Below are 23935 nucleotides of genomic sequence, written 5' to 3'. Positions count from 1 at the left end.
CTTTCCGTCCAAGTCGCTTAGTTCGCGCTCTGCTGCAGGTACAGCGCCCGAAAGCGCGCGCGGGCGCGGAACAGCCGCAGCCGCAGCGCCACATCGCTGCACTCGAGCGCCGCAGCCAGCTCGTGGGCGCTGTGGCCGGCGCAGATCGACAGCACCAGCAGGCGCCGGGCCTCGGGCGAAAGCTGCGCCAGCGCATGGCGCACCGGCTCTTGCAGATCGACGCGCAGCTCCATGGGCTCGCACTCGAGCGTCTCGGCGCCCTCGTAGAGCGGCGCGAAGTAGACACGCCTGCGCCGGCGCAGGTAGTCGTAGGCGGTATTGGTGGCGATGCGGTACAGCCACGCCACCCGGTTCGCCACCGGCTCGCCGGCATCCCAGGCGCGCCACGCTTTCAGAAACGTGTCCTGGCACAGATCTTCGGCCACCAGCCGGTCGTCGAGCAGCCGCGTCAGGTGTGTCAGCAGCGCGCTGCGCTGCGCCTGGTACAGCTGCTCGATCGCTACGTCGGCGCGCGAGCTGGCTGGCTGGCCGGGTGTTTTGTCGGGTAGGCTCGGCACGTGCTTCACCTGCATGTTTATAGAGCGTAGGAGTTACGCACTTGCGTGATTCGGCTTCCTCAGGGTACGAGATTGGGCCTGCGGCAGCATGCTATGTCCATTTCCCGCGCTGCGAGCGGAAAATGGACACGATACAGAGATAGAGTACCGCCATTATCTGTAGATGATCGCTCTATTAGGCGCGGATGCGCGGGTCGAGCAGCCCATAGCTCAGGTCGACCAAAATGTTCGCGAACACGATCAGCGTGGCGTACACCAGCGTCGTGCCCATGATCATCGAGTAATCGCGCTGGAACAGCGAGTTGACGAAAAAGTTGCCGATGCCGGGGATGCCGAAGATCGCCTCGGTGATCACCGACCCGGTGATCAGATCGACCAGGCCTGGGCCAATGATCGTGACGATCGGGATGAGCGCGTTGCGCATCATGTGGCGCGACACCACCGAGCGCTCGGCCAGGCCCTTGGCGCGCGCCGTGCGGATGTAATCCTGGCGCTTCACCTCGAGCAGCGTGGTGCGGGTGATCCGCGTGATGAACGACATCGAGGTGAGCCCCAGCACCAGCGCCGGCGCGAGGTACGGCTGGAATTCATTCCAGTTGTTGTTGGTAATCGAGATCCACTTCAGCGTGGTGCCAAACACAATGATCACCAGCAGGCCGGTGACGAAGCTCGGCACCGCTACGCCGATGGTCGAGAGCAGCAGGCTCAGGTAGTCGATCAGCGAGTTCTGCTTGAGCGCGGCGAGAATGCCCAGCGGGATACCGGCGATCAGCGCGAAGCTGAACGCGAGCAGGCCCAGGCGCATCGAGAACGGCGCCTGCTTGATCAGAATATCTTGTACGCTTTTGCCGCGCTGCCGGTACGATGGCCCCAGGTCGCCGCGCACGGCGTTGAGCATGTAGTTGAAGAACTGGCTGTCGAGGTAGGTGCGCGCCAGCCTGAGCGGGTTGCGCTCGCCGCTGGCCCACAGCGCGCGCGCCGCCACGGGGTTGACATACTGTGGCTTGTCGAGGCCGAAACGCGCGTTGAGCGCTTTGAGCGTCGCGCCGTCGACCTGCTTCTTGTTATTGTCTTTGTCGAATGGGCCGCCGGGCGCCTGGTGCATCAGAAAGAACGACACCAGCCCAACGAAAAAGATCACCGGGATGGCCCATAGCACGCGGCGAATGAAGAATGCGAGCATTGGCGCCTCCGTAGCACGTGTTCAGCGCGGGGCTGAGGAGATGCAGGATGCTGGTGGTGGGGGGCCGCCGGCCCTCCAGGGTTCTTCTTTTTTGGCGGGTATCGGCTGCGAATGTGGCCGATACCCGCCAGGAGAGAGTTTCCGGGGCAGCCGAGCCGCCCCGAAGCCCTGCCGCGAATGCGGTGTTGCTAAGCGGCTATTTCTCGATCGACACGCCGAACATGCTCGTGATCTGGCCCGACCAGTCCGAGTCCTGCGGCGTGAAGTCGAGGCCCTTGACGTACGGCTTGATCAGGTAGGTGTTCTTTGTCACACCGCGCATGATCTGGCCCAGGTCGCCGATCACCAGCTTCTGCGCCTGGTCGTACAGCTGCGTGCGCTTGGCCGGGTCGGTCTCGACATCGGCCTGCTCGAGCAGCTTGTCGATCTCGGCGTTCTTGTAGCCGGTGTTCTTGGCGAAGTTGGTGCTCGAATGCCAGTACACGCTCAGCCAGTTCTGCTGGTCGGGGTAGTCGGCGCACCAGCCGGCGGTGGTGATCATGGGGTACGTCTCGTTCGATTTGCGCAGGGCGGTCAGCGTGGTGCCTTCGACTGGCTCGGGCACGATTGTGATACCCAGGCTCTTCTGGTACATCTGGGCGATGTACTCGATGCGCGCCTGGTTGGCCGGGTTGCTGCTGCTATAGGCCCACTTCAGCTCGGGCAGGCCCTTGCCGTCGGCAAAGCCGGCCTCGGCCAGCGCCGCCTTGGCTTTGGCCGGGTCGTAGCCGAAGCGATTCTCGGCCTTGTCGTAGCCAGGGTAGCCCTGCGGGATCCAGGTGAGGGTCGGGATCTCGGTATCCTTCAGCGCGTCGCGGTCGTAGCCTTCGCGGTCGAAGCCGTAGGCGAATGCCTCGCGCACCTTCGGGTTGTCGAACGGCGGCTTGTTCAGGTTGAAGCTAATTGCGTTCGTACAGGCGCCGGGGTACTCCTTGTACTCCTTGCTCAGAGCCGCGTCGGCTTTGAGCGTCGGCACGTCGTTCGGGTCGGGCGCGATAATGTCGACCTCGCCGTTCTTGTAGGCCTGCAGCGCTACCGCAAGGTCGTCGATGTACTTCACCTGCAGGCCGGCAAGCTTGGGTTTGCCGCCCCAGTAGTTCTCGTTTGGCTTGAACTCGATCAGGTTGCTGCCCTTGTCCATGGTGGTCATCTGCCAGGGGCCGTTGCCGATCTGGTTGGCCACGTCCTCGTACCAGGTCTCGCCGCCCTTGCTCACCAGGTCCTGCTTGGCCGGGTACATCACCCAGGTGCCCACCAGCGTGTGGAAGTACGGCGTCGGCTGGGCTAGGTCGAAGGTGATCGTCTTGTCGTCGGTAGCCTTCACGCCCAGCGCCTTCTGCAGGTCGGGCAGCTTGGCCTCGTCGGTCGGCACCTCGGTGTTGATAATCGCGTCGGCGCCTTTGATCATGAACAGCAGCGTCTGGTAGTCGCCAGGGTTGTGCGGGTCGAGCACGCGATACACCGCGTTGACGAAATCCTGGGCGGTGAGCGGCGAGCCGTCGCTGTACTTCAGGCCGTCGCGCAGGTGGAATGTCACCTGGGTGGCGTCGCTGTTGTATTCCCACTTCTCGGCGGCGGCCGGCACGGTTTTCAGGTCTTTGTCGTAGCGCGTGAGGCCCTCGTAGTTCTGCTGCAGCACCGCGATCTCGTTGGCGAACGACGATTTCTGCGGGTCGAGCGAGTCGGGCCAGGGCGTGTCGGCGATGCGCAGAATGTTATCGCCGCCGGTGCTCGGGGCAGTGGTGGCGTCTGTGGCGGCAGTTGGCTCGGCTGCGGCAGTTGGCTCGGCCGCGGCGGTTGGCTCGGCCGCAGCAGCCGTTGGCGCTGCGGCGGGCGCAGTGGCCTGGTCGGCGGTGCCGGCCGGCGCCTGGCCGCCGCATGCCGCCAGAAGCATCGGTACGAGCAGCGCGAGAACGAGCGCTGCGATCCAGCGAGTGCGAACCTCCGGGTGACGCATGGGTGCCTCCTTACTGTATCGAGAAACGACAACACTTGTCGGTGTGTGCAAATTGCCAGGCACGGCCTGGGGCAAGCCAATGGCCCGCGCTGCGCGGGCCATTGGCTCAAAAGGCTATTTCTCGATCGTGACGTTGAACAGGCCAGTCTGCTGGCCGGGCACGTCCGAGTCCTGCGGCGTGAACTCAAGGCCCTTGACGTACGGCTTGATCAGGTAGTAGTTCTTGGTGTTCGAGCGCATCATCTCGCCAACGTCGGCGATCACCAGCTTCTGCGCCTGGTCGTACAGCTGCGTGCGCTTGGCCGCGTCGGTCTCGACATCGGCCTGCTCGAGCAGCTTGTCGACATCGGCGTTCTTGTAGCCGGTGTCGCGGGCAAACGATGTGCTCGAGTGCCAGTAGATGCTCAGCCAGTCCTGCTGGTCGGGGTAGTCGGCGCACCAGCCGGCGGTGGTGATCATGGGGTACGTCTCGTTCGATTTGCGCATCGCGGTCAGCGTGGTGCCCTCAACCGGGTCGGGCACGATCGTGACGCCCAGGCTCTTCTGGTACATCTGCACGATGTACTCGGCGCGCGCCTGGTTGGCCGGGTTGTTGCTGTTGTAGGTGTATTTGATCTCGGGCAGGCCCTTGCCGTCGGCAAAGCCGGCCTCGGCCAGCGCCGCCTTGGCTTTGGCCGGGTCGTAGCCGAAGCGATTCTCGGCCTTGTCGTAGCCAGGGTAGCCCGGCGGGATCCAGGTGAGGGTCGGGATCTCGGTATCCTTCAGCGCGTCGCGCACATACCCGTCGCGGTCGAAGCCGTAGGCGAATGCCTCGCGCACCTTCGGGTTGTTGAACGGCGGCTTGCTCAGGTTGAAGCTCACGGTGCTGGTGCACGCGCCGGCATACTCGGTGTACTCTTTGCTCAGCGTTGCGTCGCTCTTGATCGTCGGCACGTCGTTCGGGTCGGGCGCCATGATGTCGACCTCGCCGTTCTTGTAGGCCTGCAGCGCCACCGTGAGATCCTGAATATAGGTGTACTCGACCGCGTCGAGCTTGGGTTTGCCGCCCCAGTAGTTCTCGTTGGCTTTGAACTCGATCTTGTTGCCCGATTTGTCGATCGAGCTGATCTGCCAGGGGCCGTTGCCGATCTGGTTGGCCGCGTCCTCGTACCAGGTCTCGCCGCCCTTGCTCACCAGGTCCTGCTTGGCCGGGTACATCACCCAGATCGCCGCGAGCGTGTGGAAGTACGGCGTCGGCTGGGCTAGGTCGAAGGTGATCGTCTTGTCGTCGGTAGCCTTCACGCCCAGCGCCTTCTGCAGGTCGGGCAGCTTGGCCTCGTCGGTCGGCACCTCGGTGTTGATAATCGCGTCGGCGCCTTTGATCATGAACAGCGAGGTTTGGTAGTCGCCGGGGCTGTGCGGGTCGAGCGTGCGGTACACCGCGTTGACGAAATCCTGGGCGGTGAGCGGGGAGCCGTCGCTGTACTTCAGGCCGTCGCGCAGGTGGAATGTCACCTGGGTGGCGTCGCTGTTGTACTCCCACTTTTCGGCGGCGGCCGGCACGGTTTTCAGGTCTTTGTCGTAGCGCGTGAGGCCCTCGTAGTTCAGCTGCAGCACCGCGATCTCATTCGAGAACGAGGCTTTCTGCGGGTCGAGCGTATCGGGCCAGGTGCCGGTGCTGGCGGCGACCCGCAGCACGTTGCCGGCGCTGCCGCCACCGGCACCGGGGGCTGCGGTGGCGTCGGCGCTGCCAGCCGCAGTGGCGGCCGGCTCGGCGGTGGCTGCGGTTTCGCCACCGGCTGGCGCCGCACTGGTGGCCTGCTCGCCGGTGCTGCCGGCCGGGGTTTCCCCGCCGCCACCGCATGCCGCGAGGATCGGCAAGAGTAAGGCTAGCAACAGCGCGAAGATCAGGCGGTTGCGCTGGTTCGGTTTCTTCATGCCGAAATGGCTCCTTTTTGCTGTGAAATGCCATAGTTATGCATATTCACAGGAAATAAAAGAACTTGAAGGCATATGCCTTCAAATTCATTCGCGTTCTCGATTGTTTGTTAGTAGTATAATGATTATCTTGAATCGAGTCGCTTGCGCCTCGCATTATAAAACAAATTTCGCCAAAAGTCGTTAAGAAGCTGAAAAGCATTTGTCAAGAATGTAAAGCGATATTTTTGCCTATCGTAATGCAGATAGCGCGATTGTAAAACTGTCGACGATTATGTTGTAAAAAATGTAAAATTCCATCGTTCTGCCTATTCCAATCGCGTCTGGCTATGCTATAATGCGCCCATGAAAACGATACGCGCAGCAAAAGTTCCTTCGAGCACAGCGCTCATCGCGGCGCTGCTGGCGCTGCTTGTGCTGCTCGGCTCGTTGCAATACTACTGGCTCGGCGAGATCAGCGCCGGCGACCGCGAGCGGCTGCAGTCGCTGGTCGATGCCGGGGCTGTGCGCTTCGGCGAAGATTTCGACATCGAGATCGCCGGCATGTTCCTGGGCCTGCAGATGCACGCCGACACCGTACGCACCCAGGACTGGGATCTCTACGCGCAGCGCTACGACCACTGGCGCGCGCACTCGGGGCACCCGGGCCTCGTGGGCGATATCTACCTGGTGCAGATGTATGAAAACGGGCGCATGCGCTTGTCGCGCTACCATAAAGATACGCGCCGCTTCACCGCCGACGATTGGCCGGCGGCCATGCAGCCACTGCGCGATCGCTTCGAGCAGTCGATCAAAACCATGCGTCTCGAGAATGGCCTGCTCGTTGGCAGCACGCCCGACCCGGTAGCCGACGACGTGCCCGCGCTGGTGATCCCGGTGGCGCATATGGATCGCCTGTCCGACCCGGAAGCGGCCTACGCCGACTCGGACATTATGTTTGGCGAAACTGTGCTGAAGCGCAAGCCCTGCCCGCGCTGCAAGCCCGACCCCGACCCGGTGTTTGCGTATACCGTCGTTACCTTTGATCTGCACTACCTCTGGCAAACCTTGGTGCCGTCGCTGGCGCGCAAATACTTCGCTACCGGCGAAACCCTCGATTACAACGTAGCGATCGTCAGCCGTAGCGACCCGACCCGCCTGGTGTACCATTCGAACAGCAGCGTGTATGAGACGGCACCGCCCCACGGCGACGCGCATGCCTCGCTGTTCAGCTTGCGGCTCGACGAGATCAACCGGCTGCTGATCGACGACACCCTGCGCCTGGCCGATCTCTCCGATACCGCCGATCGCCAATCGTGGCGCATTGCAGTCGGCCGGACGCCGTTCGAGAAGCCGGCTTCGGGCGCGGCTCTGGCCGGCGACGACGGCGGGCGCTGGCAGCTGATCCTGACTCACCGGGCCGGCTCGCTAGAGGCGGCAGTGTCTGGTCTGCGCCTCAAGAACCTGCTGATCAGCTGGGTTATTCTGCTGCTGCTAGGCGCCAGTGTCGTGACTATGGTTATTTCGGCGCGGCGCGCCCAACGCCTGGCACAGCAGAAGATCGAATTCGTCGCCGCGATCTCGCACGAGCTGCGTACTCCGCTGGCGGTTATCTGCTCGGCGGGCGAAAACCTGGCCGATGGGGTTGTGCCCGACCCGCTGCGGGCGCGTCAGTATGGCGCGGTGATCCACGGCGAGGGTCGCCGGCTGGCCGAGATGGTCGATCAGGCGCTCGAATTCGCCGGGGCGCAGTCGGGGCGCAAGGCCTACCTGCCGCGCCCAATCGCTGTGAGCGACCTGATCGGGCGCGCGGTGCAGGCTTGCCAGCCGCAGATCCGCGATGGCGCGGTGCTTGTCGAGCAGCAGGTGCCCAGCGACCTACCAATGGTGCTGGCCGACCCGGGCGAGATGACGCGGGCGCTGCAAAACCTGATCCGCAACGCGATCAAGTACAGCGCTGATCAACCATGGGTTGGCATTCAGGCCTCGGTGCACTCGGGCTCGCGCGGCTTCGAGGTGTCGATCAGCGTGCGCGATCAGGGCATGGGCATCGCCGCCGACGACCTCGCGCATATCTTCGAGCCGTTTTATCGCAGCCGCGACGCGCTCGCCGCGCAGGTGCACGGCAGCGGCCTTGGCCTCAGCTTGGTGCGCCATATCGTCGAGGCTCACGGCGGGCGTATCACCGTGGCCAGCGTGCTTGGCCAGGGTAGTACCTTCACGATCGTTCTCCCGTGCGCCGGCAACGATGGCCGCCAGCCTACCGCCGATAGCTCGCATATCGGCGCGCCTTCTGCCGAAGCCGCGCAGCCAGGTGGCTGGAAGCTAAAGGGCAGGTATGAGTAAACGAATTCTGTTCGTCGAAGACGAGCCAGGGCTGGTAATGACGCTGACCGACCGGCTGCGCAACGAGGGGTATGCCGTCGAAACATCGTACGATGGCGAGAGCGGGTTTTCGCGCGCCACCAACGAGCGCTTCGACGCGATTATTCTCGATCTTATGCTGCCGCGTAAAAGCGGGCTCGACCTCTGCCGCGACTTGCGCCAGCGCGGTGTGACAACCCCGCTGATCATGCTCACCGCGCGCGGCCAGATTGTCGACAAGGTGGTCGGCCTCAAGCTTGGTGCCGACGACTACCTGACCAAGCCGTTCGAGATGAGCGAGCTGCTGGCGCGGCTCGAGGCATTGCTGCGGCGCGCGCCGCAGCCCGCCGAGCCGGCTGGCCCGCCCGACCTGTACCAGTTTGGCCCGGTGCGGGTCGACTTCCGGCGCGCCGAAGTCGAGCACGCTGGCAAGCTGGTCGAGTTCTCGGCGCTGGAGTTCCGGTTGCTGCGCTACTTCATCGAGCACCGCGGCGCGACGATCTCGCGCGACGAGCTGCTGAACGAAGTGTGGGGCTATAACGCGCTGGTTTCCACCCGCACCGTCGACGTGCATGTGGCCTGGCTGCGCCAGAAGATCGAGCAAAACCCGCGTCACCCACAGTACCTGCTCACCGTGCACGGCATGGGCTATAAGTTCGTGGGCTAGCTTCTAACGTCAGGGCTGGTGCAACGTCTTTCGACCCCTCCCCTTCCCCTGTCATACGATCTTCGCTTGATCACTTATCGATTGTGTTGCACTGCGTGGCTTCGCCACGCAGTGCAACACAAAAGAAATTTGGGGGCGGCGAAGCCGCCCCAAACCCCACCAAAGCGTAATCAAGCGAATTTGGTATCAGGGGAGGGGGTAAGGGAGGTGAGGGCCGACGTTGCACCAGCCCTGCTTCTAACGTTTCGCTAATAGCCAACTCGCGCAGAGCATGCTATAATACTCCTCGGCATGGTGGGCCGGGTATTCCTGCGCGCTATGCTTAGAACAGAAACTTGCTCAAGAACGGAGCGCCAAAACAATGGCTGAGAAGAAGTCGAAGACCGACGTCACCGCGCGCGACAAAAGCGGCCGCGCTACCGACCATGCCTGCCTGAACTGTGGGCAGCAGATTATGAACGACCGCGACATGGTGGTTGTGATGGATGGCCGTCGCCGTAACAAGACGTACCACCACCGCGCTTGCTTGCAGAAGTCGATGGCCTAGTTGGCTGCGCTTCGTCGATACGCTCCGAACGGCTCGCTCAGTGCCTGGGCGAGCCGTTCGGCGTTTGCGCCGCCAGCATCGCGGAATGTGCCTGGCTAGCCGGCGGCGCTCTGCTGCGCGCTAGCCGCCTTGCGGCGATGCCGCGGCTATGCTATAATCTCCCGCCGTAATCAAATATCGCTTCTGCTCCCATGCTCATACCTATCGACGCGCAATCGGGTATGCATCGACATGGGGGCAACACCACAGGAGGAACAATGCGCGAGCGTCGGCGTGACTACGAACTTTTGTTCATTGTCTCACCCTTGCGATCAAGCGAGGAAGAGATCAACAACGCGATCAACCGCGTGCGCCAGGCCATTACCTCGGCCGGCGGCGATGTGACAAGCGTTGATCAAACAGCCCCCTGGGGCCGCCGCAAATTTGCCTACCCCATCCGCGAGTACGCCGAGGGTGAGGCCAGCCGCCGGCCTTTCAACGAAGGGTACTATGTGCTCTGCCATTTCAACCTGCCTACCTCGCAGGTCGGCACGGTCGAGCGCGCCCTCAAGCTGAACGACTCAGTGCTGCGCTACCTGATGACCTTGGTCGAGTCGAAGGTTGCATCCACACCAGCTGCCACGGCAGTGCCGATTGGCGCGAGCGCCGGCGATGACGAAGCTGCTGGCGACGAGGATGAGGAAGCCGACGACGAAGAGTAGCCTGCTCGGCTGCGATATGTCAGCCGATCCGCGGCCGGTAGCGCTGATGCGACGAGCGTTTACGAAAGGTGATCGAGATGGCCAAGGATCTGAACAAGGTCATGATCATCGGGCGGCTCGGCAAGGATCCGGAAATGCGGTATACCCCCGGCGGTAGCCCGGTCACCACCTTTAGCGTGGCCGCTGGCCGCCAGTGGAAAGACGGCAGCGGTGATGTGCGCGAGGAAACCGAGTGGTTCAACGTCGTCACCTGGAATAAGCTGGCCGAGATCTGCAACGAGCATCTGCGTAAGGCCAGCCGGGTTTATATCGAGGGCCGCCTGCAGACGCGCCAGTGGCAGGATCAGGACGGCCAGACGCGGTATCGCACTGAGGTGATCGCCAGCGATATGATCATGCTCGACGGCCGTAGCTCGCGCGAGAGCCTGCCCGACGATGACGCTGATCATCGCCCGGCGGCGCGCGGCCCGGCGGCCTCGCGCTCGATTGATATTGGCGACGAGGATATTCCGTTCTAAGCCTGGCGCCATCGCGTGCGCCAGCACTGTAGTACTCGCTATTCAGCCGACGCTTTGCGTCGCATATATGAGATCGAGGGTAGCATACCTATGAGTGATTTTCGACGGCGTGGTGGCCCAGGCGCGGGCGGTGGCGCGGGCGGGGCCGGGCGGCGCAAGTTTGTGGCGCGGCGCAAGGTGTGTGGCTTCTGCACCGATAAAATCCGCGTGGCCGATTATAAAGACATCAAGCGGCTCCAGCGCTATGTTTCCGACCGCGGCAAGATCCTGCCGCGCCGCCGCACCGGCACGTGTGCGCGCCACCAGCGCGGCCTGACGGTCGCGATCAAGCGGGCGCGCCACATGGCGCTGCTGCCCTTCGCCGCAGCGCATACCCGCAGCTAGCGCAGAGCGCTGCCTAAGAAGGTGCAGCCGCGCCGCAGCTTTGGTATCGTCTCTGGCTCTGTGCATAGAAGCGTAGCAATGGGCATAGGGATGACCTATGCCCATTATTTATGTGGAGAATATGGCCCAGACACCGAGAACCCCCCAGCAGCCTACACCTCAAGCGCCAATGACCCGCCGCGCCATGAGCCGCCGGCAGCGCGAGCAGCGCCGCCAGCGCTTGGTGACGCTTGTGGTCGGATCGGCGATTGGCCTGGCGCTGCTGGCCGTATTGATTGGCGTGGCCTACGACCGGCTGTGGATCCCGAGCCGGCCGATTGCGCAGGTGGGCGCTACCACCCTGACGCGCGGTGAGTATTGGACCGAGCGACGTAATGCGATCGCGCGAAGCATCGCCCAAAATCTCCAGCTGCTCAACCTGTTTGGCGGCCAGTTCGGCAGCCAGTTCGAAGGCCAGATTACTACGCTCGACGCCGAGGTGGCCAATATTCGCACCGGCACCGTCGATGAAGAGACCGTGAACGGCTGGATCGACCGGCAGCTGGTGATCCAGAGCGCTGCAAAAGCCTATAGCCTGCAAGTGAACGATGGCGAGATCGCTCAGCAGCTTATGGCCGATCTCGGGCGCTCGTTCCCTGCGCCCTCGAACCCGCTTACCTCGACGACAACCCTGACGCCGACTGCGACGGCGGAGCCTACTGCTACCGCTACCCCTGCGGCTACCGCTACGCCCGGCGGCCCAACCGCAACTGCGTCGCCAACTGTGCCGCCTACCGCCACAGTTCCGCCTACCGCAACGCCACTGCCCGACGCGGCGCTCGGTCAGCTCGACGCGGCAATTGGCCGCCTGTACGACGCTTATCAGCAAGAGATCCTGCGGCTTAGCCCCGACCCCTCGCAGCCGCTGAAGGCCAGCCTGACGATCGACGATTTCAAAAAAGCGCTGCACGATCAGTACCTGCGCCAAGCACTGGCAAGCAAGGTCGAAGCCCAGCTGCTGCCCGAGGCCAGCTTCCAGCCTACCACTAATCCTAATAGCATCGCAGTACGCCAGATCCTGATCTCCAGCACTGCGACGCTTTCCGATACGCAGGCTCAGCGCGATGCAGCACTGGCGGCACGCAAGCCAGCCGCCGAGGCGATCCTTGCGCAGCTGCGCGGCGGCGCGAATTTCGAGGAGCTGGCTAAAGAAAAATCGGAAGATTTTGCGACCCGCGATCAGGGTGGCTTGCTGCCGACTTTCGACTATACCGGTAAGACTTCGGACGGTCGCCAGATGGATCCGGCGATCGTCAAGGCAGCGCTGGCGCTGAAAGAAAATCAGAACAGCGACCTGATCCCGACGAGCTTTGGCTGGCATATTATTCAGCTGGTCAGCCGCACCGTCGAGAGCACAGAGGTGCAGCTGCAGGACGCACGCAGCAAAAAATTCGATGAGTGGCTGGCCCAGCAGCGTACCGCCGCCGCGATCGCGCGCTTCCCGGCCGTCTCGCCGACGCCAACCTCGCCGCCAACGCCAACGCCTGGCGCACTGCCGACTGTTGAGCTGTATGCGACGCCGACAGCTACAAGCGTGCCGACCAGCACGACGACGCTGACGGGCACGCCGACGCTCACACCGGCGCCATAACCTTCACCAGCGGGCAGGTGGCTGGCCGGGTGGCTGGCTACCTGCCCAAAGGCACGAACTATTCCCATATGCGACACTGGAAACCACAACCCTCGTCTGGGCGTTGGCTGGCGCTGGTTTTGCTGCTGCTAGCGCTCGTAGGCGCTGGCGTGCTTGGCGTCCAGCTTGCTGGAATGCTGCGCGGCGCGCCCGAAACCTGGCCGATCAATTTGCAGCTGTACGTTCAGGTCGTGGGCTTGCTGGCGCTGCTGCTGCTGGCTGGCGCGCTGGCCTATCGGACGGCTGCGGCGTTTACGCTTGGCTACGAGCTCGATCGCAACGGCCTGTATATTCTCTGGCTCGGCAACCGTGTTGTGGTGCCGCTCGAGCAAGTCCAGAATATTGATATTGGGATGGGGCCACTGTGGCGGCCCTGGGGTGTGCTGCAGAACATTGGCTACTACTGGGGCCAGGGCCGCGCTGCCGATGGCCGGCACATGCACTTGTTTTCGACCCGGCCGCCCGCACAGTCGCTGGTGGTATACACCGCCGGCGAGGCGTTTGGTATTTCGCCGGCTGATCGCGAGGCGTTTGTTCAGGATCTCGAGCAGCGCCGTAATTTAGGCGCCACCAAGCCGCTGGCGAGCGTGTTCGAGCCGAGCCGGATGTTTCTGTATGCGTTCTGGAATGATCACACCGTACGCACGTTGCTGCTGATCGCGCTGGCGTTGAACCTGATCGCGCTTGGGGTGGTTGCGGCGCGCTACCCGGCGCTAGACGCTATGCTACGGATGCGTTTCGACGCCGCCGGCCAGGTGTCGGATCTACGCCCGCGCCATCAGGTGCTGTTTCTGCCGCTGGCTGCGTTCGGCCTGACGCTGCTCAACACGGTGGTTGGGCTTTTGTTTTACCGCGCGCAGCCGGTTGGCGCGCGCCTGCTGCAGGGCGCTTCGGTGGTGGTGCAGATCCTCTTCGGTATTGCGGCGCTTACGATCATTCGCCTCTAGCGCGGCTGAACACCAGCGCGCTGTTCACCCCGCCAAACCCAAACGAATTCGTCATCGCAATGTGTAGCGCTGCCTCGCGCGCCTTGTTGGGCACGTAGTCTAGGTCGCACGCCGGGTCGGGCGATGCGTAGTTGATTGTGGGCGGAATGACGCCGTGCTGGAGCGCCAGGATGGTGGCCGCTGCTTCGACCGCCCCGGCCGCGCTGGTAAGGTGGCCGATCATCGACTTGATCGCGCTGATTGGTACGCGGTAAGCTGCTTCGCCAAACACTTGCTTGATCGCTAGCGTCTCGGCGATGTCGCCGGCTGGAGTGCTGGTAGCGTGAGCGTTGACATAATCGATCTGTTCAGCTTGGAGCCCGGCGCGGTACAGCGCGCGGCGCATAGCGCGGGCGGCGCCATCGCCGCTAGGGTGTGGTGCGGTAATATGGTATGCATCGCTTGCTGTGCCATAGCCAATCAGCTCGGCATAGATCCGCGCATTGCGCCGCCGAGCGTCGGAAAGCCGTTCGAGCACCAGCACGCCCGCGCCTTCGCCCAGGACAAACCCATCGCGCAGGGCATCGAACGGGCGTGATGCCGCGTCTGCGGGCAGATCGGCGCGGGTGGTGAGCGCGCGCAAGCTAACAAATGAAGCGATCGTCAGGCGGCAGATCGTGGCCTCGCTGCCACCTGCCAGCATCACATCGGCGTCGCCGCGGCGGATGATCTCGCCTGCTTCGCCAATTGCCTGCGCGCCTGCGGCGCAGGCGGTGCCGATCGCAGTTGTATAGCCCAGCAGTCCTAGCTGGATCGCCACCTGGCACGCAGGCATGTGCGGCAGCGAGGCAGCAAAGTGAAATGGGTTGATGCGCGATGGCCCGCGATCGAAAAACGCCTGCGTGCTGATCTCGATCTCGGGCGGCGAGGTGGAGCTGTTGGCGATCAGCGCGCCGATCGCCTCGCGGTTGCTATGGTCGATCGTCAGGCGTGCGTCGGCGACGGCCATGCGCGCGGCGGCTACCGCGAACTGGCTAGCGCGCGAAAGCTTGCGAGCTTCTTTAGCCTCAAGAGCGCTGTGCGGGTCGAAATCGGGCACTTCGGCCACTACCTGGCACGGCAGATCGCTCAGGTCGCAGCGTGTTGAGAGGCCGGTGGCGCTGAGGCCAGCCACCAGCCCAGCCCAAAATGGCGCAATGCCTACACCCAGCGGCGTCACTACCCCCATGCCCGTTACGACAATACGCTGATCATCGGCGGGCGGCTGTTGCTCGGGCTTTGGCCTCGTTCGCATAGGTACGTTCCTGTATTTATGTTTTCTATTGCGGCGGCAGCCTCGCCGCGCACCGCGCTAGAAAAGATTTCGCACGGGCGGCGAAGCCGCCTGCGCCCTCTCCAAGCATCCTGTTTGGCCAAATCCAGTAGTACTCGGCGGTTTGATGCTTGGCGCACCACACATGAAACGTACCGCTCTGGCGAAGGTAAAAGTGCCGCTTGAGCAGGCTATATTGCGTATTTTTAACGAGCCATAGCCCTCTATAGCAGAGCGCAGAGCGATTGATAGATCTCTTTCTTTTTAGAAAGCCCTGCCCGGCAAAGCCGGGCAGGGCTTTCTAAAAAGAAGTATCGGGGGCGGCGTTCCCGCCCCCGATACTTCTTTTATTTCTAATAAAGTTGGTTACTTGGAAAGAATGTCGACGCGGGCGCTCATGCCGGCGCGCAGCCCCTCGATATCGTCGAGGGCGACGCGCACGAGGTAGGTGCGGATGGTGCCGACTGTCGTGGCTGCCGGCGAGACGTACGTGACCTTGCCCTTGTAGACTTTGTCGGGCATTGCGTCGGCGCGCACCTCGGCGGGTTGCCCAACCGCCACTCTCGAAATGTCGACGTCGGTGATGCGGGCGTCGACGTGGAGTGTGCTCACATCGACGACTTTGATTGCCGGCTGGCCAACGACGGTGCTTGGGTCGCCTGGATCGATGTTTACCTCGGCCACGATACCATCGAACGGCGCGCGGATCTCGGCGTGCTCGCGATTGATCTGGGCTAGCTCAAGTGCCGCCTGGGCCTGAGCCACGCCGGCCGCAGCGGCGGCTTTCTGGGCATCGCGCGGGGCAGCGGTGAGCCGCGCCTGGGCCGCCTGGGCCTGCGCGAGCCCCGACTGGGCCGCCGCGAGCTGGGCGCTATCGGGCGGAAGCCTGAGCTTGTCGACCAGCGCCTGGGCCTGGGCCAGCTGCTGCTGAGCCGCCTGGATACCCACCGGCTCGCCTTGCTTGGCCGTCTCGAAGGCGGCCTGAGCCAGCTGCAGGCCCTGCTCGGCCTGATGCATTGCGGCCTCGGCCTGCACCAGCTGGGCGTAGTAGTTTTCGCGCTGGCCGTCGCTCAGCGTATTGCCGACCTTCTTGCCGGTTTTGGTGTCGGTAACCTGCGGCACGACCGGGTCGGTGCCCTCGGCTTCGATATGATCCCAGTAGGTTTTCATCTGGGCATAGCGCGCCTGCGCCTGGGTCAACGCCTGCGCGGCCTGGTTCATCTGTGCTTCGGCCTGGGTCTTCGCCAGCGATAGCTTATCGCGGGTGCCCTGAAGGTTGGCCTGGGCGGCGGTGAGGCCAGCCTCGGCCTGGGCTAGGTCGGGCGCTTTGGCGCCGGCCTTCACCGCGTCGAGCGCGGCCTGGGCCTGGCGCACAGCCGCGGCCGCGGCTGCGGCATCGGTGCTGCGCGGCGCCTCGGTAAGCGCGGCTTCTTGGGCTTTGGCGTTATCGAGCACGGCCTGAGCCTGGTGCAGCTGCTGGTCGAACGCGCGGATATCCAGGATCGCGAGCAGGTCGCCCTTCTTTACCAGGTCGCCCTCTTTAACTTTTACCTCGGCCACGGTGCCCTGGGCCTGGAACACCAAGTCGGCGTCGCCAACCGCCTTGATCTCGCCGCTGCCGCTCACGCCAAGATCGAGACTTGGCTCGGCTGCCGCCGTAGGCACGACCAATGTAGGCAGGGGTGTTGCGCTAGCCTGTGCGGGTGCAGGCGTGTTTTGCGCCGTAGCCGCGCCGCCGCATGCGCTCAGGCTTAGCCCCAGCAGCGTAGCGACAATGCTGGCGGCTATTGGTTTCGAATTCACAATGGTTCTCCTGATCAGGTTAGCGAGGTTCGTAGAATTGCACGCATACTGGTTGGCAGGCCCGTATGCCCCAGGCTTCGAGCCTGCCAACTCCGGCGCCGGCTACTTCGATTCCGATGACTCCACCTTCACACTCAGCAGCTCGCCGCCGTTTGTCGTGCTGGCGGCTGGCTGCAGCGGCGCAGTTTCGCCGAACGGCTGCGGCGTGCCGCCGCGCCGGAACAGCCGCCCCACGCGCCGCAGCACCGAGTCGAGAATGCTGTAGGCCGTCGGTACAACGAGCAGCGTGAGCAGCATCGAGGTAATCAGGCCGCCAATCAGCACAATCGACAGGCCGCGGCGGAACTCGGTGCCTTCGCCGATGCCGATCGCCACTGGCAAGCTACCAACCACCAGGGCCAGCGTGGTCATCAGGATCGGCCGCAAGCGGATGGCGCCGGCCGCCTCGAGCGCTGCGTGTTTTTCCATACCGGCGTCGCGCAGGCGGTTCGCGAAATCGACCAGCAGGATCGAGTTTTTCGTCACCAGGCCGAGCAACATGATCAGGCCGATCATGCCGGTGATATCAAGGTCGATATTCGTCAGCCGCAGCGCCAGGAACGCGCCGATGAAGCTGAACGGCATCGCCAGCATGATCACCAGCGGCTGCAGGAACGAGCCGAACTGCGAGGCCAGCACCATATACACAAACAGCACCGAGAGCAACATCGCGATGATCAGCGTGTTGAAGCCTTCGGTCTGCTGCTGCGTCTGTCCCACGAAGCTGACGGTCACGTCGCTGGGCAGGCCCTGCCCTTTCAGCCGGCTGGCGATCTCGGCCTGCACTTCGTTGGCATTGCGGCCTTCGACGTTTGCGCCGATCAGCACCTGGTTCAGCCGGTCGTAGCGCCGTATGGTGGTTGGGCTGGAGGCAACCTCGAGCCGCACCAGCGAGCTAAGCGGCACGCTGCCGGCGCGCGTTGGCACGCTGATGCCGCGGATTGCCTCGACGCTGGAGCGATCGGCAGCGCGCAGCCGCACGTAGATGTCGGTGTCGTCGCCATTCTGGCGCAGCACCGTGGCGCGCGAGCCATTGATCAGCGTGCGAACCGACTGGGCGATATCGTCGTTGGTTACGCCCAGGTCGCCAGATTTCGAAGGGTCAACATGGAAGCGCAGCTCGGGCTTGCCGGGCTTGTACGACGCCTCGACATCGACCAGGCCCTGGATGCCGTTGGCCTGGCCCTGAAGCTGCTGGAGCAGCGGCACCAGCTCGCTAACCGGCTTAGTCGTCTGGATGCTGACCTGGATGGTGCGGCTGGTGATCGCGGTGCTGTTGCCCTGGAAGCTTGGCGGGCTAAACGCCAGGTTTGGCAGGTTCAGCTTGGTGAGCTGCTCGCGCAGGCGCTGCTGTACCACCGGCGTGCTGGCGTTCTCGTGGAGCTTCACGAAGAACTCGGCGCGCTCGGAGGCGCCGGTGCCGCCGACATTTGCCAGCACCGCCTCGACATCCTGATCGCCGCTGAGCAGCGCCTCGACCTGTTTGGCAAGCTCGTCGGTGCGCGCCAGCGGCGTGCCCGGCTGCAGCTCGTAGCCCACATTGAAGGTGTGGGTATCTTGGGCTGGGAAGAACGAGAATTTCAGCGTACTGGCCACGCCGAAGCTGGCCACAAAAACAACCAGGGCGATCACCACCACCGCCAGGCGGTGGTTCAAGCTCCAGGCCAGTAGCCGGCCGTAGAACTGGCCGATCCGCCCGGGATCTTCCTTGGCCTCTTCGAGCAGCTCTTGCTCGGGCGTCAGCTCTTTGCTGTGGGTGTGGCCGTGGATGTTCTTCTGCTTGAAGAAGAACGCCGAGAGCATTGGCGCGAGCGTGAATGCCTCGATCAGCGAGATTGCCATGGCGCAGGCCACAGTGATACCGAACGACTTGAAGATAATTCCGGTAACGCCGCTGGTGAATGTGACCGGCAGGAACACCGCGATGATCGTGAGCGACATCGCTAGCACCGACAGCGCCACCTGGGCGGTGCCGCGGCTGGATGCCTGGCGTGGCGTAGCGCCGCGCTCCATCTGGCGGAAGATATTTTCGCGCACCACGATCGCGTCGTCGATCACCAGGCCCACCGACAGCGACAGCGCCAGCAGCGTCAGCAGGTTGATCGTCAGGCCGAACAGCTTGATCGCCGCGAAGGTGCCGATCATAATCACCGGCAGGCCGGCGACCGTCACCAGGGTGTTGCGCAGATCGCGGAAGAACAGCCAGACGATCAGCATGGCCGCGAGCGAGGCGATCAGCAGCTCCTCGATCGCGCTGCGCGTCGAGTTCTTCACCGCCGTCGACTGGTCGTTCGGCACAAAGTAGCGCAGCTCGGGCCGGCCCTCGAACAGCTTGGCCACCTCGGCCTTCACCGCGTCGGCGACTGCCACGGTGTTGGTACCCGATTGCTTGCGCACCGCGATGGTGATCGCGTCCTTGCCGTCGAGGCGCGCGTAGCTCACCGAGTCGGCCACGCCGTCTTCCACAGTGGCGACATCGCCGACATTGTAGGGCGTTCCGGTGATCTGCACGCGCGCGATGTCTTCGGGCTTTTCGAGCATGCTCGGCGCGCGCAGGCCTACGTCTTGCTCGCCGGCGGTGATCGTGCCAAGGCCGAAGTTGCTGTTGGCCTGTTGCAAGGCGCGGGTGATCTGCACTGGCAGGATCTGGTAGGCCTTGAGTTTGTTCAGATCCATCTGAACATTGATCTGGCGCACCTGGCCGCCGTTCACCGACACCGAGCCGACGCCCTCGACGCGCTGAAGCCGTGGCACGATGTCGTTATCGACGAGCTTGCGCAGCTCGAGCGGCGAGCGTGTGCCGTCGCTGGCCACCGCCACCGTCAGAATCGGCGAGTCGTTCGGGTCGAACTTCAGAAACACCGGGTCGCGCACGTCGGTGGGCAGCGTCGGCCGCACCGCGTTGACTTTGTCGCGCACGCCCTGCTCGGCTTTGTCGACATTCACGCTGGTGTCGAACTCGACGATAATGACCGTCAGGCCTTCGCTTGAGTTCGAGGTGATGTGCTTCACGCCATTCAGCGTGTTGAGCGTATCTTCGACGGGCTTGGCGACCTGGTCGGCCACGCTCTCGGGGCCGGCACCGGGATAGGCCATTGTCACCGCCACGACTGGCACCGATATATCGGGCAGCAGGTTGACCGGCAGCGTAGTGTAGGCTAGCAAACCGACGACAATCGCCAGCACCATCAGCATGGTGATGAACACCGGCTGCCGGATGGAGGTATCGGAGATGACCATGCCGTTGAGTTTTTCAGACGAGGAACGCGCCATAGGCAACCCCAGCTTTCTTACGCGGTTCGAAATGAGGATCTATTGGAAACTGTGCGCGCCATCACAATCCCTACTATACTGGAAAAGAGATTTACGCGCAAGTAGGACTTTTGACTGACGAGTTATAATTGTATAGAATACATGCAGGCCGGTGCAGACTACGTATTAATGCGCAAGCTGGATGATTCGCTCGATAAGACTTTCGCGTCTGCCGAATTGTTGCTTGGCAGGCGCCGGGCCTGGGCTCGTGCAGAGCCAGCACTGGGCCACTGATAGTATCGTCGCAGCTGCGCCAGTGAATGATTGAGAGATAAGGATGATTGCATGACAGTTCCATTGCGTGAGCGGCGGCGCCAGCTGCTGCGCGACGAGATCCTGCAGGCCGCCGCGGCGCTGCTGAATGAAAAGGGCTACGCCGCGATGTCGATGGACGAGCTGGCGGGCCGTGCGGGGATCTCGAAGCCAACGCTCTACCAGCTGTTTGCAACAAAAGAAGATCTGCTGCTGGCGGCAGTGATGCACGGCTTCGATGAGGTCGAGCAGGCGGTCGCCAGCGACCCGACGCCGCGCACGCCGCTGCAGCAGCTGACGTTTATTCTGCGCACGGTGATCCGAATGCAGATCGAGGGTGGGGCGCTGGCGCCGCGCCCGTGGTCGCCCGAGGTGTTTCAGATCATCCGGCAGCGTGAGGAAGTGCTCGCGCGGCTACGCCAGATCGACGCTGCGGTGATCGAGCTAGTGAGCGCCGGGATGCGCGCCGGCGAGATCGATGCGCGGCTCGACCCGGCCACAGTCGCGCGGGCGTTTTTCGCGCTTGTGAACACGCTGCACTCGCCATTTGCCCGGCTGGTGCTGCCGCTCGACCAAGCTGGGCCAGATGGCTGCCAGGCGCCGCCGCTGCAGCCCGAGGCCGCCGCCGAGACGCTGGCGATGATCTTTGAGCAGGGTTTGCGAGCCAGGTAGGCCGCCCATGACCGACGCAAGCGCGCGGCTTGGCTTGCCGGCCCGCCTGTACTTACTGCACGCCGCGCTGCTTACCGCCAGCCTGGCGATCTTCAGCCTGTTCTTCAACATCACTATCCTCGCGCTCGGCTTCTCGCTCGATTTCCTTGGTGTGCTGACGAGCACGGCGTTCGCTGCCTCGGCGCTGCTGGGCGCGCCGCTGCTCTGGCTGCTGGGGCGCCTGCCGCTGCGCCTGGCGCTGATTGGCGGCGCGCTGCTGCAGTGTGCCGGCGTGCTGTTGCTGGCGCTATGGCCGGCCGAAGCGGCGCTGCTGGCGGCCAGTGTGATACTGGGCGCGGGCGCGGTGCTGTTCGACATCAGCGCAGCGCCATTTATGATGCAGCATAGCGACGGGGCCACGCGCGACCGATTATTTAGCGCGAATACCGGCATCCGTATCGGCCTGGCTGGCCTGGGCAGCCTCGTAGCTGGCGGGCTGCCCGCGCTGGCGGCGGCATGGCTGGGCCAACCGGCGCGCTCCGCGCCGGCCTACCAGGCTACGATGGTGCTGGCCGCCGCCGGAATACTGCTGTCGATCACGCCGCTGCTGCTGCTCGGCGGGGCGCGCGTGGCCGCTGCGCGGTCGCCAGGCCGTGCGCTGGCTACAGCCGAGGCGGGGCCGGCCGATGTATGGCGCGCGCTGCTGCGCCAGCCGGGGCCGCTGCTGCGGCTGCTCGCGTCGCCGGCGCTGATCTCGGCCGGGGCGGCGCTGCTGATACCCTACCTGAACCTGTTCTTTACACAGCGCTTCGCGGTAGCCGACCAAACGCTTGGCCTGATCTTCGCCGGGCTGGGGGTGTGCACCGGCCTTGCGACGCTGGCGGCGCCCGCGCTGGCGCGGCGGATGGGCCGGCTGCCAACCATCGTTCTCACCGAGGCGCTGGCGATCCCGTTTCTGCTGCTGCTGGGCTGGGCGCCAATGCTGGGGCTGGCGGTAGGCGCGGCGCTGGGGCGCGCGGCGCTGTTCAACATGGGCGCGCCGCTGTACGACGCATTCGCGATGGAGCGCACGCCGGCAGCCGCGCGCCCGACCGTGATCGCGTTGCTGAACGGCGCGTATGGCGTGGGCTACCTGTTTGGGCCGCTGATCAGCGTACAGATCCAGGCGCGCTATGGATTTGGGCCGATCTTCGCGATTACGGCCGCGTGCTATCTTGTGGGGGTGTGGCTCAAGTATTGGTTTTTTCTGCGTGGAAGCGGGCGAAACTCTCGTTAGGCTTGGCTCAAACGTTCTTTACCGTTGTGCAATCTGTGTCACCTGTGGAAGATCGCCTTATTGGCGTTGGGCACGCGCGGCGATCTGGCTGATCGCCCGATCGTACTGCACAGGAAGCGCCTGATGGCTGGTGACGCAGAGATCGAGATCGTGCAGCAGCCCGTCGGCGATGCCATAGATCCAGCCGCGTACGGCCAGCGATTTACCGGCATCCCAAGCCTGCTGGACGACGGTAGTCTGGCAGATGTTTACCACCTGTTCGACCACATTAAGCTCACACAGGGTGTCGATCTGGCGGGCCGGCGCAGTGCTCGCCAGCAGCGGCGCGTGTTTGTTGCGCACGTCTTGCACGTGGCGCAGCCAGTTGTCGATCAGGCCGTAGCGCGTGTTGGCGAGCGCCGCCTGAACGCCGCCGCAGCTGTAGTGCCCGCACACGATGATATGGCGCACATTCAGCACATCCACGGCGAAGTGCAACACCGAAAGGCAGTTCAAGTCGGAATGCACGACGACATTCGCGACATTGCGGTGTACAAACATATCGCCGGGGAGCAGCCCGACGAGCTGGGTGGCCGGCACGCGGCTGTCGGAGCAGCCGATCCACAGGTAGGCCGGGGCCTGCTGGGCGCTGAGCCGCTCGAAAAATGCCGGGTCTTCGGCCTTCATCTGCGAGGCCCAGGCGTGGTTGTTTGCCAGCAGGCGCTGAATTTCGTCCATACTCCTCTTCGCGCGCTGTATGCCGCGCCGCCCAAGCCAATAGACTTTATTGGAAATAAAAGAGGTTCGGAGGGGCAAAGTCCCTCCGGCTCCCCTGTTTCCGATTAAGCCTAATATACCTGGCGGCCGCGCAGCCGCCAGGGCGAGCGCTATAGGCGGTATAGTATCAAGAACCAGGCCGCAGCTCGGCCGGGAACTCTTGAATCGCCCGGTTGCGGCCGAGGCACACGACTTCAACATCGGCCTCGACCAGCGTGGCGCCCGCGCGCTCGATCCGCTGGTGGAACAGCGCGCGGAATGGCGACTCGAGCGTCATAGCCGAGACGACATCGACGTGATCGCTCAGCTCGGCCGGCCGGCGGAACTTGATCGTCATGCCGTACACAACGAAGTAGTAGCCGTCGGCGTTCCACTCGCGAATCGGGCGGCCGAACTGGCCGACCAGCTCGGTTCGCCCGCGCTCGAGATACTTCAGGTAGTTGGCGTAATATACCACGCCGAGGCTATCGGTGTCTTCATAGTACACCGTGTAGGTCACCCGATTTTCCATCTGGCAGTCCGCTCCTTCAGCCCTGGTACGCCGCCAGCGGCATGAGCTTTACCGTCTCGCCCGGCGTGAGGCATGGCACCAGGTGCATCTGGTGGTGGTGCTGCACAGTCACAACCGACGTACCGATCTGCAGCTGGTTCAGGCAGTGCGAGACACCATCCTTATCGGGGTCGCAGTTGGCGTCGGAAAGCACAAGGGCGGTGGCGGCGCCATCGGGCAGCATGCCGGTGCGCAGGTTTGCCATCAGGAAGCCCTCGGCATTGCTGGTGCCGGGCAGTTGGTCGGTTGCCGAGCCAATGACTAGCGTACGCATCGACGCATCAGTCTGGCGCGAGACGTCGACGAAGTGTGGCGCGGGCGCCGGTGCGGCCGGGGGGTAGGCGGCCTGAAGCGTGGCGCCGCTGCCGCGCGTGAGCACAAGCGCAAGAAGCAGGGTTGCGCCGATCAGAAAGCCGACGGCCAGCATAGCGCGGCCACGGCTACGTGTGGTGTGGTTGGTTGGTCGAGACATGGTCGGACTCCTCGGTGTTTTGTTGTCAGGCTGCCAAAATCGTAGCCGATCGTCGGGTGTAGCCTGGTGAGCGATTGGTACCCACGCGAGAAGAAACCACAACC

General features: G+C 63.7%; 20 protein-coding genes. 10 read left to right on the top strand and 10 right to left on the bottom strand.

The genetic code is table 11. The features are described from left to right. Positions 1-17: 17 nt before the first annotated feature. From U0177_RS09470 to U0177_RS09455, 4 genes are all read right to left on the bottom strand, one after another. A complete protein-coding gene (locus U0177_RS09470; RefSeq protein WP_409570368.1) occupies positions 18-557 on the bottom strand; it encodes an RNA polymerase sigma factor in 540 nt (179 codons plus the stop codon). A 175-nt stretch (positions 558-732) separates the two neighbouring features. Next, positions 733-1740 (bottom strand): ABC transporter permease, encoded by a 1008-nt coding sequence (locus tag U0177_RS09465; RefSeq protein ID WP_409570367.1) that lies wholly within the window; start codon positions 1738-1740, stop codon positions 733-735. Positions 1741-1936: 196 nt separating this feature from the next. Beyond that, the gene (locus U0177_RS09460; RefSeq protein ID WP_409570366.1) at positions 1937-3736 is read right to left on the bottom strand and encodes an ABC transporter substrate-binding protein; all 1800 of its coding nucleotides are present in this window, start codon (positions 3734-3736) and stop codon (positions 1937-1939) included. Positions 3737-3850: 114 nt separating this feature from the next. Next, positions 3851-5653, bottom strand: coding sequence for a peptide ABC transporter substrate-binding protein (locus U0177_RS09455; protein ID WP_409570365.1), 1803 nt, complete (start codon positions 5651-5653; stop codon positions 3851-3853). Positions 5654-5998: 345 nt separating this feature from the next. On the opposite strand from U0177_RS09455, the gene U0177_RS09450 reads away from it, so the two are divergent. From U0177_RS09450 to U0177_RS09415, 8 genes are all read left to right on the top strand, one after another. Next, positions 5999-7978 carry a sensor histidine kinase gene (locus U0177_RS09450; protein WP_409570364.1) on the top strand — a complete coding sequence of 660 codons (1980 nt, stop codon included), beginning with the start codon at positions 5999-6001 and terminating at the stop codon, positions 7976-7978. Further along, positions 7971-8663: a response regulator transcription factor gene (locus U0177_RS09445; protein ID WP_409570363.1), complete on the top strand. Its 693-nt coding sequence runs from the start codon at positions 7971-7973 to the stop codon at positions 8661-8663. Before U0177_RS09450 ends, U0177_RS09445 begins: the two co-directional genes overlap by 8 nt. A 361-nt stretch (positions 8664-9024) precedes the next feature. Further along, the gene (locus U0177_RS09440) at positions 9025-9210 is read left to right on the top strand and encodes a hypothetical protein (protein ID WP_409570362.1); all 186 of its coding nucleotides are present in this window, start codon (positions 9025-9027) and stop codon (positions 9208-9210) included. Positions 9211-9467: 257 nt separating this feature from the next. Continuing rightward, positions 9468-9911 (top strand): 30S ribosomal protein S6, encoded by a 444-nt coding sequence (rpsF, locus tag U0177_RS09435; protein WP_409570361.1) that lies wholly within the window; start codon positions 9468-9470, stop codon positions 9909-9911. A gap of 77 nt (positions 9912-9988) precedes the next feature. Then, positions 9989-10429: a single-stranded DNA-binding protein gene (locus tag U0177_RS09430; protein ID WP_409570360.1), complete on the top strand. Its 441-nt coding sequence runs from the start codon at positions 9989-9991 to the stop codon at positions 10427-10429. Between the two features lie 90 nt (positions 10430-10519). Continuing rightward, positions 10520-10813 carry a 30S ribosomal protein S18 gene (gene rpsR / locus U0177_RS09425; protein WP_409570359.1) on the top strand — a complete coding sequence of 98 codons (294 nt, stop codon included), beginning with the start codon at positions 10520-10522 and terminating at the stop codon, positions 10811-10813. Positions 10814-10934: 121 nt separating this feature from the next. Continuing rightward, a complete protein-coding gene (locus U0177_RS09420) occupies positions 10935-12443 on the top strand; it encodes a peptidylprolyl isomerase (RefSeq protein WP_409570358.1) in 1509 nt (502 codons plus the stop codon). 68 nt (positions 12444-12511) lie between these two features. Continuing rightward, the gene (locus U0177_RS09415; RefSeq protein WP_409570357.1) at positions 12512-13429 is read left to right on the top strand and encodes a PH domain-containing protein; all 918 of its coding nucleotides are present in this window, start codon (positions 12512-12514) and stop codon (positions 13427-13429) included. On the opposite strand, the gene fabF is transcribed toward U0177_RS09415, so the two are convergent. The 3 genes from fabF to U0177_RS09400 form a co-directional block, all read right to left on the bottom strand. Continuing rightward, positions 13416-14702, bottom strand: a complete 1287-nt coding sequence (fabF, locus tag U0177_RS09410) for a beta-ketoacyl-ACP synthase II (protein ID WP_409570356.1) — start codon at positions 14700-14702, stop codon at positions 13416-13418. The two genes, U0177_RS09415 and fabF, sit on opposite strands and share 14 nt — an antisense overlap. A gap of 384 nt (positions 14703-15086) precedes the next feature. After that, entirely contained in the window at positions 15087-16523 is a 1437-nt protein-coding gene (locus U0177_RS09405; protein WP_409570355.1) for an efflux RND transporter periplasmic adaptor subunit, read from the bottom strand. A gap of 102 nt (positions 16524-16625) precedes the next feature. After that, on the bottom strand, positions 16626-19802 hold the full coding sequence (locus U0177_RS09400; RefSeq protein WP_409570354.1) for an efflux RND transporter permease subunit: 3177 nt from the start codon (positions 19800-19802) through the stop codon (positions 16626-16628). Between the two features lie 357 nt (positions 19803-20159). Between U0177_RS09400 and U0177_RS09395 the strand changes: the two genes are divergently transcribed. Further along, positions 20160-20798, top strand: coding sequence for a TetR/AcrR family transcriptional regulator (locus tag U0177_RS09395; protein WP_409570353.1), 639 nt, complete (start codon positions 20160-20162; stop codon positions 20796-20798). Positions 20799-20805: 7 nt separating this feature from the next. Further along, positions 20806-22053, top strand: a complete 1248-nt coding sequence (locus U0177_RS09390; RefSeq protein ID WP_409570352.1) for an MFS transporter — start codon at positions 20806-20808, stop codon at positions 22051-22053. A 57-nt stretch (positions 22054-22110) separates the two neighbouring features. On the opposite strand, the gene can is transcribed toward U0177_RS09390, so the two are convergent. The 3 genes from can to U0177_RS09375 form a co-directional block, all read right to left on the bottom strand. After that, complete coding sequence (gene can, locus U0177_RS09385; RefSeq protein ID WP_409570351.1) at positions 22111-22770, bottom strand: carbonate dehydratase; 660 nt, start codon at positions 22768-22770, stop codon at positions 22111-22113. 166 nt (positions 22771-22936) lie between these two features. Next, entirely contained in the window at positions 22937-23320 is a 384-nt protein-coding gene (locus U0177_RS09380) for a YbgC/FadM family acyl-CoA thioesterase (protein ID WP_409570350.1), read from the bottom strand. Positions 23321-23336: 16 nt separating this feature from the next. Then, complete coding sequence (locus U0177_RS09375) at positions 23337-23831, bottom strand: hypothetical protein (protein WP_409570349.1); 495 nt, start codon at positions 23829-23831, stop codon at positions 23337-23339. Between the last annotated feature and the right edge of the window lie 104 nt (positions 23832-23935).

The sequence above is a fragment of the Kouleothrix sp. genome, from assembly GCF_046328425.1.
Lineage (GTDB): Bacteria > Chloroflexota > Chloroflexia > Chloroflexales > Roseiflexaceae > Kouleothrix.
This window is presented reverse-complemented; position numbering and strand designations above follow the sequence as displayed.